At 75.3% G+C, this 12890-nt stretch carries 12 protein-coding genes; all 12 read right to left on the bottom strand.

Features of this window, described 5'->3' with window-relative positions:
• Nucleotides 1-100 precede the first annotated feature (100 nt).
• On the bottom strand, nucleotides 101-529 hold the full coding sequence (locus ACI79I_RS21525; protein ID WP_456994363.1) for a VOC family protein: 429 nt from the start codon (nucleotides 527-529) through the stop codon (nucleotides 101-103).
• 15 nt (nucleotides 530-544) lie between these two features.
• On the bottom strand, nucleotides 545-1237 hold the full coding sequence (locus tag ACI79I_RS21530) for a TcmI family type II polyketide cyclase (RefSeq protein WP_456994364.1): 693 nt from the start codon (nucleotides 1235-1237) through the stop codon (nucleotides 545-547).
• Between the two features lie 100 nt (nucleotides 1238-1337).
• The gene (locus ACI79I_RS21535) at nucleotides 1338-1598 is read right to left on the bottom strand and encodes a hypothetical protein (protein ID WP_456994365.1); all 261 of its coding nucleotides are present in this window, start codon (nucleotides 1596-1598) and stop codon (nucleotides 1338-1340) included.
• Entirely contained in the window at nucleotides 1598-3880 is a 2283-nt protein-coding gene (locus ACI79I_RS21540) for an oxidoreductase (RefSeq protein ID WP_456994366.1), read from the bottom strand. The genes ACI79I_RS21535 and ACI79I_RS21540 overlap by 1 nt, the downstream gene beginning before the upstream one ends.
• Nucleotides 3881-3935: 55 nt before the next feature.
• A complete protein-coding gene (locus ACI79I_RS21545) occupies nucleotides 3936-6551 on the bottom strand; it encodes an FAD-dependent monooxygenase (protein ID WP_456994367.1) in 2616 nt (871 codons plus the stop codon).
• Nucleotides 6548-7795, bottom strand: coding sequence for a beta-ketoacyl synthase N-terminal-like domain-containing protein (locus ACI79I_RS21550; RefSeq protein ID WP_456994368.1), 1248 nt, complete (start codon nucleotides 7793-7795; stop codon nucleotides 6548-6550). The genes ACI79I_RS21545 and ACI79I_RS21550 overlap by 4 nt, the downstream gene beginning before the upstream one ends.
• On the bottom strand, nucleotides 7792-9084 hold the full coding sequence (locus tag ACI79I_RS21555; RefSeq protein WP_456994369.1) for a beta-ketoacyl-[acyl-carrier-protein] synthase family protein: 1293 nt from the start codon (nucleotides 9082-9084) through the stop codon (nucleotides 7792-7794). The genes ACI79I_RS21550 and ACI79I_RS21555 overlap by 4 nt, the downstream gene beginning before the upstream one ends.
• Nucleotides 9085-9163: 79 nt before the next feature.
• Nucleotides 9164-9595: a cupin domain-containing protein gene (locus ACI79I_RS21560; RefSeq protein ID WP_456994370.1), complete on the bottom strand. Its 432-nt coding sequence runs from the start codon at nucleotides 9593-9595 to the stop codon at nucleotides 9164-9166.
• Nucleotides 9592-10557, bottom strand: coding sequence for an ACP S-malonyltransferase (locus ACI79I_RS21565; protein WP_456994371.1), 966 nt, complete (start codon nucleotides 10555-10557; stop codon nucleotides 9592-9594). Before ACI79I_RS21565 ends, ACI79I_RS21560 begins: the two co-directional genes overlap by 4 nt.
• Nucleotides 10554-11060, bottom strand: a complete 507-nt coding sequence (locus ACI79I_RS21570; RefSeq protein WP_456994372.1) for an SRPBCC family protein — start codon at nucleotides 11058-11060, stop codon at nucleotides 10554-10556. Before ACI79I_RS21570 ends, ACI79I_RS21565 begins: the two co-directional genes overlap by 4 nt.
• Nucleotides 11061-11126: 66 nt before the next feature.
• On the bottom strand, nucleotides 11127-11390 hold the full coding sequence (locus tag ACI79I_RS21575; RefSeq protein WP_456994373.1) for an acyl carrier protein: 264 nt from the start codon (nucleotides 11388-11390) through the stop codon (nucleotides 11127-11129).
• Between the two features lie 13 nt (nucleotides 11391-11403).
• The gene (locus ACI79I_RS21580; RefSeq protein ID WP_456994374.1) at nucleotides 11404-12876 is read right to left on the bottom strand and encodes an acetyl-CoA carboxylase biotin carboxylase subunit; all 1473 of its coding nucleotides are present in this window, start codon (nucleotides 12874-12876) and stop codon (nucleotides 11404-11406) included.
• Nucleotides 12877-12890: the final 14 nt, after the last annotated feature.

The following is a 12890-nucleotide window of genomic DNA, read 5'->3' on the forward strand; positions in this document are numbered from 1 at the left end:
CCCCCCCCCCCCCCCCCCCCCCCCCCCCCCCCCCCCCCCCCCCCCCCCCCCCCCCCCCCCCCCCCCCCCCCCCCCCCCCCCCCCCCCCCCCCCCCGCCGGTCAGGTCGCCAGGGCGCAGGCGAGGTCCTCGGCCGGGTCCGGGGCGTCCACGACGCCCTGGAGCCCGACCAGGTTGCCGAAGGGGTCGGCGACGACGGCGGTGACGAACGGTCCGTGCACCGTGGCCGGGTGGTGCACCGTCGCGTCCATCGACCGCAGCCGCGCCAGCGTGGCCGACAGGTCGTCGACCCGCCAGTGCATGACACCGCCCCCCGACGCGGCCGCCGTGCCGGGCGGGTCCTCGGTGCGGCCGGTGATCGTCAGCTCGTCGTAGTGCTCACCGACGCCGAACACGGCGTGGACCAGGCGCCCGTCGGGCCCCGCCCGGGTGTGGAAGGGCCCCACCCCGAGCAGCCGGGTGTACCAGGCCACGGCCGCGGCCACGTCGTCGGCGCGGTAGATGAGCGTGGAGAAGCCCTGCAGGCTCACGCCGGCCTCCCGTCGTCAGTCCTCGGGCTTCCAGTCGTCGGCCTGCCAGCGGTAGAAGACGTGCGCGACCGAGTCCCGCGGGCTCTGCCAGGTGTCCGGGCGGTACGGGCTCACGTACGGGCTGAGCTCGTGCATGATCCGCGCGAACGCCGGCCGGTGCGACTCGTGGTTGGCCCGCACCGCGGCCGCCTTCTCCACGTCCTGCTCCAGCAGGTGCACGAAGACGTCCTCCATCGAGAACAGCCAGCGGCCGGTCACACCGGTCACGGTCGGCAGGTCGCCGGCGTCGGAGTCGCCGAAGACGCGGGCGATGTCGGGCTCGGCGCCGGGCTTCATCCGCTGGACGATCACGGTCAGCTCCCGGTCCGCCGGCACGTCGCCCTCCGGCACCCAGGCGTAGAACGGCTTGGCCACGGAGTGCGACGGGTTCTCCCAGTAGCTCGGGTACGGCGTCACGTAGGGCGCGATCTTCTCCGCGATCGCCTGGAAGGCGGGCAGGCCGCGGCGCTGGCCCGAGACGGCCGGGTCCTCCTTGCGCTCGATGACGTGGATGTAGAGGTCGTCGTGCGAGAGCAGGTACCGCCCGATGACGCCGAGGTCCTGCGGCCGGGTGGTCCGGTCGTAGTAGGCGAAGACGGGGCCGACCTCCTCCTCGCTCCCCGGCACCATGCGGCAGACGATCACGTTGCGGAACGGTCGGAAGGTCACGGGTTCCTCCTGGGTGGGTCGGGCGGTGCGGGGTGTGCCGGCCGGGGCCTGTCCTCCCGGCCGGGTCCGGGGATGGGGTCGCGGAGCGAGGGCGCCGCCCTCACCACGCGCGGAGGTCGTCGGGGAGGTCCGGGTCCGGTGCGGGCCGGGCGGTGGGGTCCCACCAGCCGTCCCACCCGCCCGCCCAGCACTCGTCCCACGGGACGGTGCCGCACCACGAGCCGGGGACGGCCGACGAGCCGGCGAGCACCAGCCCGGCCATCAGCCGGTGGCCGACGATCGCGCCGACGGCGGCCCACCGACGGCGCGGCAGGGGCGGCAGCGCGGGCTGCTGGTCGCAGAACGGGTCGAGCACGTCCATCACGGGCCTCCTGCCTGCCCGGTCCAGGCCGGCGGCGGGCCGTGCGGGGCGGCGGCGGGCGGCGGGGCCATGCCGGCGATGCGGTCGAGCTCCGCGGTGTCCAGCGGGTCGAGCGCCAGAGCGGCCGCCGCGACGTTCTCCTCCAGCTGGGCGACCGTCGTCGCCCCGGGGATGACCAGCAGGTTGGGCGAGCGCGCCAGCAGCCACGCCAGGGCCACCTGCGTCCGGGTGCCGCCCACGCGCCGCGCCACCGTGTCGAGGACCGCGGCCTGCTCGGGTACGAGGTCGCGGACCGGGAAGAACGACGTGTACGAGAGGCCCTCCATCGACAGGAAGGCGGTGCCCTCGGCGGCGAGGGCGTCGACGAGGTCGTCGTCGGCACGGTGGACGAGGTTGTAGTGGTCCTGCACGCAGGCCAGCGGCGCGATCGCGCGGGCCTCGGCCACCTGCTCGGCGGTCACGTGGCTCACCCCGATGGAGCGGACCAGGCCCTCCTGCTGCAGCTGCGCCAGGGCCTCGAACGGCTCGACGATCGCGCTGGCCACCGGCTCGCCCACCCCCGGCATCCGCAGCAGGGCCACGTCGAGCACGTCCTGGCCGAGCGTGTCGAGGTCCTCCTGCACGGCCCGGCGGAGCTCCTCGGCCTGCAGGGCGGGGATCCAGCCGCCGTCCGGCGTCCGGCGGGCACCGACCTTGGTGACGACGACGAGCTGCTCGGGGTACGGGTGCAGCGCCTCGCGGACCAGCTCGTTGACGATGCGGGGGCCGTAGTGGTCGCTGGTCTCGAGGTGCTCGACGCCCAGCTCGACGGCGCGGCGGAGCACGGCGAGTGCGGCCGCACGGTCGGCCGGCGGTCCCATCAGCCGGTGCCCGGTGAACTTCATGCAGCCCAGGCCCAGGCGCGCCACCGGCCGGTCACCGAGGAGGAACCGTCCCGACCGTTCCGCGGAGACCGGACCGGCGGCGGTCGGGGCCGCGGGAACTGGGCTCGCCGTGGCCGGGGCCGGCTGCCCGCCGCGCGCCGGGGTGGGCGTGAAGCGCAGCGGGAGCTCCAGCAGCCCCCGGAACGCCGACGCGGCCGGCAGCCACTGCAGCTCCTCGACGGGGACGTCGAGCCGCAGGTCGGGCAGCCGGACGAGGATCCGCCGCAGCGCCGTCGTCGCCTCGAGGCGGGCGAGGGCGGTGCCCAGGCAGTAGTGGACGCCGTGGCCGAACGACATGTGCTGGGTGGGGCCCCGGCGCAGGTCGAGCGCGTCGGGGTCGGGGACCAGGTCCGGGTCGTGGTTGGCCGCGCTGAGGACGATCGTGACGATCGAGCCCGCCGGGATGGGCACGCCGCCGATCTCGAGGTCCTCGGTGGCGAAGCGGAAGCTCGACACCGGCACCGAGCCGTCGAAGCGCAGCAGCTCCTCCACCGCGGCCGGGACGAGGTCCGGGTCCTCGAGCAGCCGCGCCATCTCCTCGGGGTGCGTCAGCAGGGCCACGACGGCGTTGCCGAGGAAGTCCGAGGTGGTCTGGTAGCCGGCGAACAGCAGCAGGAACGCCGTGGACACCAGCTCGGCCTCCGACAGCCGGCCGTCCCCGTCGCGAGCGGCGATCAGCGCGCTCACCAGGTCATCGCCGGGCTCGCGGCGCTTGGCGGCGACCAGGCCGGTGAAGTAGGCGTGCAGCCGCTCCTGGGCCTGCCCGATCGCGGCCCGGTCCTCCTGGGGGCTGCGCCCGCCGGTGCCCACCGTCCGGATGACCTGGGTCCCCGCCAGGATCTCCTCGTGGTCCTCCGCGGGGATCCCGAGCAGGTCACCGATCACCGCCAGCGGCAGCCGCAGGGCGAACTCGTCGACGAAGTCGGCCCGGCCGCGCGGCGCCATCCGGTCCAGCAGGCCCTCGACGATCTCCTCGACCCGGGGACGCATGGCCTCGATGCGCCGGGGGGTGAACGCCTGCGTCACCAGGCGGCGCAGCCGGCTGTGCTCCGGCGGGTCGGAGTTGAGCATGTTGGTGTTGATCTGGCGCGCCTTCTCGCCGAACACCGCCAGGTAGGTGTCCCCCGCGCGGTACAGGTCCTTGGACAGCCGCGGGTCCGAGAGCGCCTGCCGGGCGTCCTCGTAGCGGGTGACCAGGAACGAGTCGAAGCGCGGCGTGCGCACCTTGACCACCGGCCGCTCGGCGCGCAGCCGGGCGTAGACGGGATAGGGGTCGGCGCGGAACTCGGGCGTGTAGATCTCCGCGCCGGGCACGACGTCGTCGGTCGCCGCCGGTGCCGGCCGCACGGTCTGGGTCATGTCGTCTCCTCGGGGTCGGCGTCGTCTCGGTGGCGGTGCGGTTGCGGTGGCGGGGTCACTGCGCGAAGACCCCGGCCAGGTGGTCGGCGATCGCGGCCTCGTCCACCGGGCGGGTCCGGAAGCCGACGTGGCCGTCGGGCCGGACGAGGTAGGCCGCCGTCGCCGCACCCTCCACGCCGTAGGCGGCCGCGAAGGCCCGGTCGGCGTCGCGCACCACCGGGAGGTCGACCAGCAGCGGCACGGAGGCGTCCGGAGCGGCCATGAGGTAGGCGTCGACCTGGCCGTGGCCCTGCTGCCGCACGGCGCCCGCCAGCTTCTCCAGGGCCAGCAGCTGCTCCTCCGACGCACCGGCGCCGGCGTGGAGCAGCAGCGTCGACCGCGTGCCCCGGGTCAGGTCGAACAGGCGCAGCGGGTGGGCCACGCCGAAGCGCCGGAGACCCTGCACGTCCGGTGCCCGGTGCCCGGGCTCGGGACCGGCCGGGAAGCCCTCCCCGCCGGAGAACTGGCCGACCAGCGGGCTGCCGGCGTAGTTCATCGTCATCTGCATCTCGAGGAGGAACTGGGCCTTCTCGTCGGCCATGTCCATCTCGTCGGTGAACGCGATCGCCACGGCGCGGTCGACGATGGCCTTGCCGGCCGGCCGGCGCTCGGCCTCGTAGCTGTCGAGCAGGCCCGGCGCGGCCTGCCCCCGGACGGCGAGGGCGAGCTTCCAGCCGAGGTTCCAGGCGTCCTGGATGCCGGTGTTCATGCCCTGGCCGCCCGCCGGGGGGTGCAGGTGCGCCGCGTCGCCGGCGACGAACACCCGGCCGCGCCGGTAGGCGTCGACGATGCCGTGCTTGATCCGGAAGATCGACGACCAGCGCAGGTTGCTCGCCGTCGTGCCGGCCGGGCCCAGGTCGTCGATCGCGGCCTGGATGTCGGCCAGCGTCGGCGGGGTGTACTCCTGCCAGAAGCCCGGCGGCACGACGCCCGAGCCCACCGTCCTCTGCAGCTCCTGTGGGGCGAGGGTGGCGATCCGATACCGGCTGCGGCCCTTGAGCGGGACGCAGACCAGCATCCCGGTGAAGTCGCCGTCGTCCTCGATGCGCACGAACCGCACCAGGTGGCCGGCCGGCAGGTCCCAGTCGACGTCGACGTCGCCGAGCATGAACAGCTGCGGGAACATCGACAGGCCGCCCTCGAAGACGAGCCCCAGCTGGGACCGGACGGCGCTGTGGGCGCCGTCGCAGCCGACCAGGTACTGCGCGCGGGTGGTCTCGACCTCGCCCGAGGCGTGCCGCAGCGTGGCGGTGACGCCCTCGCCGTCCTGGGTGAGGGCGGCCAGCTCCACCCCCCGCTCCACGGCCACGCCCAGCGAGGTCAGCCGGTCGGCCAGCAGCCGCTCGGTCTCGTACTGCGGCAGCCCGAGGTGGGCGTAGGGCAGCTCGTCGAGGCCGGCCCAGTCGACCTGGTGGGTCTGCTCCCCGTTGACGAAGACCGTCTGGCCGTACAGCCAGATCCCGGCGTCCATCGCCTCGGTGACGATGCCCTGGTCCTCCCAGATCTCCATCGTCCGGCAGTGGATGCCGATGGCCTTGTCGGCCTGGGTCGCCGCCTGCGCCCGCTTGTCCACGATGCGGACGGCGACACCGCGCCGCGCGAGCTCGATGGCGTGCGTCATCCCGGCAGGCCCGGCGCCGACCACCAGCACCTCGGTCGGCCGGCCGGGAGCGGGGGCGCTCACCGGCGGCACCGGGGGGACCGCGGCGGCGACGTGCGCGTCGTCCGGTCGCTCCACGAACTCCTGCACGCTCGCGCTGGGCACCGGCTCGGGCGCCGCCAGGGGCTCGGCCGGGGGAACCGGCGACGGGACCTCGGGCACGGCCGCGGGCTCCGGCGCCTCGGGCTCCGGCACCGCTGTCGCAGGCACCGGGGTGGGAGGCGCCGCGGTCGCCGGTGCCCGGAACGCCGGGTCGGGCTGCGCGGTCGAGGTGACCCCGTGCGTGGTGGCCTCCGGCCGGCCGCTCGCCGACGGTGCGCTCCAGCCGCTCCCCCCGGGCTCCTCCGGCCGGAACCGGATCTCGTAGAGCCGCCGGTCGAAGTCGACCGACAGCCACCGGATCAGCGGGCCGGTCTGGTCGGCGTGCGAGGGGTCGTCGACCCAGTTGGTGAAGTCCTGCTCGGACTCCCACTCGGCGAAGATGTGGTAGGTCCGCGAGCCGGGCTCCCGGAGCAGCTCCTCCCGGACCAGGCCGGGGGTGCCGCGCAGCCGCTCGGTGACCTTCGCGTAGCCGCGCTCGAAGGCCTCCTCCTCGCCCGGGCCCACCGTCGTGGTGATGTCGACCCGCACGTGCAGGCCCTTGTCGCCGGGGACGGTGGCCAGCACCTCGTAGGTGGCGCGCGCGGCGTCCTCGCGGAGGTCCCGCAGCGCCGCGGTGAGGGTCTCCCGTGCGCTGCTGCGCCCGAAGGCGTCGACCGCGGCGCGGTCGGTCCAGTCGCTGGTGATCAGGAACGTGCGCGGGTCGTCGGCGTCGCGGACCAGTTCCTGCCGCAGGTTCCCGGGCACCCGGGCGATCTCCGCCGCCGCCCGGCGCCAGGCCGCCTCGAACGCGCCCTCGCAGCCCTCCCGCGCCCGCATCCGGAGCATCGTCCGGACGCCGGGGAGGTCGCCGTCCGCCGAGCCCGCCGTCATGCCGCGTCCTCCGCGGACCCCTGGTGCCGGCGCAGCACCAGGCTGCTGTTGAAGCCGCCGGAGCCGCGGGCCAGGACGACCACGGTCGACAGCTCCCGCACCCGGCTGCCCTGCACCAGGTCGACGCCGGGTGCGTCGACCGGCTGGGCGAGGAAGGCGGTCCCCGGGACGATCCCGTCCCGCATCGCCAGCAGGGCGGTGGCGACGGCGAGCGCCGAGCCGCCGGCCATCAGCCGCCCGGTCCACGACGACGGCGCGGTCACCGGCACCGGCGTCGACCGCTCCCCGAAGACGGCGGCGAGCGCGGCGAGCTCCAGCGCGTCCAGCTCCGGCGTCCCGGCGCCGTCGGCGACCACGAGGTCCACCTCGTCGGGCGTCACGCCGGCGTCGGCGAGGGAGAGCCGGATCGCCCGCGCGTACTGCGTGGCGTCGGGGGCGGGGGACTCGTGGTGGTGCGCGTCGTGCGTGGCGCCGTAGCCGGCGACCTCGCCCCACACCCGGGTCGCCCCGCGGGCCCGCGCGGCCGCGGGCTCCTCGACCAGCAGGATCGCGCCGCCCTCGCCGACGACGTGGCCGTTGGCCCGCCGGTCGAAGGGCAGGTAGGCCTCCTCGGGGCGGGTGGCCGTCGACAGCCGGCCGCTGGTCGCCTGGCAGAGCAGGGCGTACGGGCACATCCCGGCCTCGGTGCCGCCCACCAGCACCGCGGGGGTGCCCCGGCGGGCGACGCGACGGGCCCACCCGATGCTGTCCAGGCCGCCGGCGCCCTCGCTGACGACGACGCCGGAGGGACCCTTGTAGCCGTCGCGGATGGAGATCTGGCCGGTGCTGGCGGCGTAGAACCAGGCGATCGACTGGTAGGCGCCGACCGACTTGGGCCCCTTGGCCCACAGGCCCTGGATCTCGTGCTGGCTGAACTCGTTGCCGCCCGACCCGGAGGCGAGGAACACCGAGGTCGCGTAGACGTCCTCGGGGGCCTCGTACCCGGCGTCCTGGGCCGCCATCGTGGCCGCGGCCAGCGACATCCACGTCCACCGGTCGGTCTGCACCTTCAGCTGCGGGGCGACGTGCTCCTCGGGCACGAAGTCCCGCACCTGGCCGGCCAGCGAGATGCCGTACCGCGTGGGGTCGAAGCCCTCGATCGGCCGGATCGCCGGCTCGCCGCGGACCAGCGAGGCCCAGTGCGCCTCGGCGCCCACCCCGGTCGGGGCCACGACCCCGATGCCGGTGACCAGCAGGTTGCTCATGCCGTCCTCCGCGTGGGGCTGGCCAGCACGATGGCCGACTGGAAGCCGCCGAACCCGCTGCCGACCGACACCGCGACGTCGACCTTCTGCTCGCGGGCGACGTTGGGGACGTAGTCGAGGTCGCACTCGGGGTCGGGCACCTCGTAGTTGGCCGTGGGGGGCAGGACGCCGCGGTGGACGGCGAGGGCGGTCGCGGCGATCTCGATCGAGCCGATGGCGCCGAGCGAGTGCCCGACCATCGACTTGATCGAGCTCATCGCCACCCGGTCGGCGGCCGGGCCGAGGCTCCGGTGCACCGCCGCGGTCTCGTGCCGGTCGTTCTGCTTGGTCCCGGAGCCGTGGGCGTTGACGTAGCCGACCTCGTCGGGGTCGATGCGGCCCTGGTCGAGCGCCTGGCGGATCGCCTCGGCCATCTCGGTGCCGTCGGGCTTGAGCCCGGTCATGTGGAAGGCGTTGCAGCGGTTGGCGTAGCCGCTGACCTCGCAGTACACCGTCGCGTCGCGCCGCCGGGCGTGCTCGAGCTCCTCGAGGACCAGGACCGCGGCGCCCTCCCCCATGACGAAGCCGTCCCGGCGGGCGTCGAAGGGCCGGGCGGCGTGCTCGGGGTCGGCGTTGTTGCCGGTCGTCGCCCGGATCGTGTCGAAGCAGGCCATCGAGATCGGGGAGATCGGGGCGTCGCTGGCACCGGCGAGGACGACGTCGGCGTCGCCGTCCTCGATGAGCTGGCTGCCGTAGCCGACGGCGTCGATGCCCGAGGTGCAACCCGTCGAGACCACCGTGGCCGGCCCGTGGGCGCCGAAGCGCACCGCCAGCTCGGTCGCGCCGCAGCTCGGGACCAGGGCGTGGGAGAGGAAGTGCGAGGCGTAGCGGGGGTCGACCAGCCAGTGCGTGCCGGCGTCGCTGACCGCCACGTACTCCTGCTCCAGCCGCATGGTCGCGCCCACGGCGCTGCCCAGCGTGATCCCGACCCGCTCGGGGTCCGGGGCGTCGTCGGCGCCGCCGGTGCCGAAGGTCAACCCGCTGTCGGCGACCGCCTCGTCCGCGGCCACGAGGGCCATCTGCACGAACCGGTCGTTGCGGTGCACCTCGTGGGCGGTCAGCCCGAGCTGCCGCCCGTCGAAGTCGACCTCCGCGGCCACCTGCGACCGGAACCGGCTGGGGTCGAAGAAGGTGATCCGCCGGGTCGCCGTCCGCCCCGCGGTGATCATGTCCCAGAAGCCCTCCCGGCCCATCGACCCGGGAGCGACCACGCCGATCCCGGTGACGACGACCCGGCGCCGCTGGTTCACTGCTCGGCTCCGCAGTCGTTCCGCGCCTCGGTCGCTGGCGCTCCCTGCGATGCTCGCTCCCGCGTCGTCATCGCGGCGCTCACCGGAGGCCGGCCGAGCCGGGCGACGGCTCGGTGTCGACGTGGCCGAGCTCCGGTCGCGGCGCCAGCGGGCCGCAGAGGAAGACGAAGAACGCGGTCGCCGACGAGTCGTTGACGATGCGGTGCCGCACGCCGATCGGGATGTGGACGGCGGACTCGGCGGTCAGCCGCCGCTCCTCCCCGTCGAGGGTGACCAGGACGTCCCCGCTCTGGCAGTAGAGGAACTCCTCCGAGTAGGGGTGCCAGTGCTCGGTCACGACCTCCCCGGGCTCGAGGGTCAGGGTGCCCATGAACCCGGCGGTGGAGCCGACGCTCGCCGGCGAGAGCAGGACGCGGATGTCGCCGCCCCGCCGGCGGTTGGGGGCCGTGTCCGACCGGTGCACCGTCGGGCCGCAGCGCACGGCCGTCGGCGCGTGCTGGATGGTGGTCATGTCTCTCCTCCGGTCGGGGCCAGGCCCGCGAGCGCGGGCTCGGGCTGGTCGGTCGGGAACGGCGTCCCCGGTGCCGAGGCGAGGCGCACCGGGAGGTCGGGGTGGACCTGGCGGACCAGCGGGCCCAGCAGGGGGGTGGCGCCGACCTCGACGACCGCGGTGGCGCCGGCCTCGACCAGCGCGGAGGACGTCGCCTCCCACAGCACCGGCGAGGTCAGGTGGGCCCGCAGGCAGGCAGCGAGGCGCTCGGGGTCCCGGGTCGGCCGGCCGTCGGCGTTGGGGACCACGGGGATCCCGGGCTCCGACCAGTCCAGGTCGGCCAGGGCCGGGGCGAGGTGCGCGGCCACCGGCGCCATCAGCGGGCCGTGACACGGCGCGCGGCCGGGCAGCCGCACCAGGTCGAGGCCGGCCGCGTGCACGACCGTGCCCGCCGCGGCCAGGTCCTCGCAGCTGCCGGAGAGCACCACCTGGGCGGGGGCGTCGCAGGAGGCGACGGCCAGCGTGCCCCCGACCCGCTCGACCGCGGTCCGGGCCACCTCGCCCGCGCCCCTCCCGACCAGCGCGGCCATGCCGGCGCAGGAGGGGCGCGGTGCCAGTGCCAGCAGCTCCGCGCGCCAGTGCACGAGCTCCACCACCTGTGCGAGCCCGAGCGCACCGGCGGCCACGAGGGCGGCGTACTCACCGACCCCGTGCCCGGCGACGGCCACGGGGGCCAGGCCCGCCGCGGTCAGGCTCCGGCAGCCGGCGATCCCCGTGACGACGACCTCGAGGTGCGTCGCGACCGGGTCGGGCGCGTTGGCCGGCTCGCGCCACCACTCGGCGACGTCGCGGCCCACCACGTCGCTGACCTCGGCGACTACGTCCCGGGCCGGCGCGTCGGCGAGCCAGGCGTCGACCATGCCCGGCCGGGCGCCGCCCTCGCCCGGGAGGACGACGGCGACCCCCCGGGACGTGCCGATCATGCCGTCGGCTCCGGCGTCCCGGCGTCCCGGGCGGCGGCTGCCTCCACCTTGTCCCGGATCACCGCCATCTGGGTCTTGGTGTTGGTGTCGATCCGCCGGGTCATGCCCTCGGTGTCGATCGGGGCCTCCGGGCGCATCCGGAAGTCCTGCACCCAGCGCATCCGGGTGCCGCTGCCCTCCGGGGCGTAGGTCCAGCGGATGTCCATGAACTCGAACGGCCCCGGCTCGACCCGCCGGGCGCGCACCTCGTGGGCCGCCGGGTCCAGCGTGCGCTCGGACACCCAGCTCCACACCCGTCCGGACTCGTCCGGGTGCATCTTGAGCCGGAAGCGGACGTAGGTCTCGCTCTGCTCGAGGATCTCCACCGAGGCGTACTCGGTGAACAGGTCGGGCCAGGTCTGCACGTCGTTGGTGGCGCGCCAGACGTGGTCGATGTCCGCGTCGATGTAGATCGAGTTGTCCGTGTGCCCGGCGGTGCGGGTCTGCGGCTCCAGGATGCTCACGGGGGTCACTCCTCGGGATGTCGGCAGGTGGTGGGGCGGACGGCCTCGCTGCAGGGCGGCCCTTCTTCAGGCCATGCCGGCGGGCCGCTGCACGGCGCCGTTGACCGTCTCGACGATCTCGCCGAGCGTGTAGCGGCCGGGGCTGTCGTCGGGCATCTCGGTGCCGTAGCGGTCCTGCAGCTCGGTCTGCATCGACAGGAAGGCCAGCGAGTCCAGGCCGAGGTCCTCGAAGTGCGCGTCCGGGTCGGTCGTGTGCGCGCTGGCGGGCAGGCCTGCCTTCTCCGTGAGCAGGGCCATGAGGTCGTCGAGGGTGAAGGTCGTGCCGGACATGGCGTCGGTCCTCTCAGTGGGTGGACGGGGCCGGCCGGGCGTCGCCGGCCGGGGTCTGGACGAGCTGCAGGGACGGGCGGGAGGGGGACGGGATGCCGAGGGCGGGGTCCTCGGCGAGGGACGCCGCGCGGGCGACCAGCTCGGGCAGCCGCCGGTCGACGAACTGGACGTCGTGGCGGTCGGCGCACACGTCGGGGTCGCGCAGCAGTGCCCGGTGGAGGGCGATCGTCGTGCGCACGCCGGGTCCCTCGACCCGCGTCTCGGCCAGCGCCCGGTCCATCCGGCGGATGGCCTGCTCCCGGTCGGGTGCCCAGACGACGAGCTTGCCCAGCAGCGAGTCGTAGTCCGGGCTGATCACGTCGCCCTGCCGGTAGCCGGTGTCGAACCGGGTCCACGGCCCGTCCGGGACCCGCAGCACGTCGAGCCGGCCGGGCGCGGGGGCGAAGCCCCGGGTGGGGTCCTCCGCGTTGATCCGGCACTCGATCGCGGTGCCGCGCGGGACGACGTCCTCCTGCCGGAGCTGCAGCCGACGGCCGGAGGCGACGAGGATCTGCTCGCGGACGAGGTCCACCCCGGTGAGCAGCTCGGTGACCGGGTGCTCGACCTGGATCCGGGCGTTCATCTCCATGAAGTAGGCGGCCCCGGAGCCGTCGACCAGGAACTCCATCGTGCCCGCGCCGGTGTAGCCGACCGACAGGGCGCCGTGGACCGCCAGCCGGCCGATCTCGGCCCGCTGCGCGGGGCTCAGGTGCCCGGCCGGGCCCTCCTCCAGCAGCTTCTGGTGCCGCCGCTGCAGCGAGCAGTCCCGCTCGCCGAGGTGCACCCCGTTGCCGTGCGCGTCGCAGAGGACCTGCACCTCGACGTGCCGGGCGCGGGGGAGGTAGCGCTCGACGTAGACCGTCGGGTCGCCGAACACCGCGCGGGCGGTCGCCCGGGTGGCGGTGAACGCCGCCGCGAAGTCGGCCGGGTCGTGCACGACGGTCATGCCGCGCCCGCCGCCACCCGCCGCGGCCTTGATGATCACCGGGTAGCCGATCCCCGCGGCGATCTCCCGGCCCTCGTCCACGGTGCGGACCGGCTCCACGACGCCGGGCAGCAGCGGCAGGCCGGCGTCGGCCATGAGCCGGCGCGCCGTCGCCTTGTTGCCCATCTGCTGCATGACCTCGGGCGGGGGGCCGACGAAGGTCAGTCCCTCGGCGGCGCAGATCTCGGCGAAGTCCGGGTCCTCGGAGAGGAACCCGTAGCCGGGGTGGACGGCGTCCGCGCCGGTGCGCAGCGCCGCCTCGACGATGTTGGGGACGTACAGGTAACTGCGCCGGGGGGCCGGCGGCCCGATGTGCACGGCCTCGTCGGCGAGGTCCACGACGGCGGAGTGCCGGTCGGCGGTCGAGTACACGGCCACGACCTCGATGCCCAGCTCGCGGCACGCCCGGGCGACCCGGACGGCGATCTCGCCCCGGTTGGCGATGAGCAGGCGGCTGATCACGACGCGCTCCCGGA

The organism is Geodermatophilus sp. SYSU D01105, assembly GCF_054050095.1.

Excerpts from the sequence above, each read along its gene's own strand:
- ACI79I_RS21550 (WP_456994368.1), bottom strand. The coding sequence starts at position 7,795 with ATGAGCAACCTGCTGGTCACCGGCATCGGGGTCGTGGCCCCGACCGGG.
- ACI79I_RS21545 (WP_456994367.1), bottom strand. The coding sequence starts at position 6,551 with ATGACGGCGGGCTCGGCGGACGGCGACCTCCCCGGCGTCCGGACGATG.
- ACI79I_RS21560 (WP_456994370.1), bottom strand. The coding sequence starts at position 9,595 with ATGACCACCATCCAGCACGCGCCGACGGCCGTGCGCTGCGGCCCGACG.
- ACI79I_RS21540 (WP_456994366.1), bottom strand. The coding sequence starts at position 3,880 with ATGACCCAGACCGTGCGGCCGGCACCGGCGGCGACCGACGACGTCGTG.
- ACI79I_RS21575 (WP_456994373.1), bottom strand. The coding sequence starts at position 11,390 with ATGTCCGGCACGACCTTCACCCTCGACGACCTCATGGCCCTGCTCACG.
- ACI79I_RS21535 (WP_456994365.1), bottom strand. The coding sequence starts at position 1,598 with ATGGACGTGCTCGACCCGTTCTGCGACCAGCAGCCCGCGCTGCCGCCC.
- ACI79I_RS21565 (WP_456994371.1), bottom strand. The coding sequence starts at position 10,557 with ATGATCGGCACGTCCCGGGGGGTCGCCGTCGTCCTCCCGGGCGAGGGC.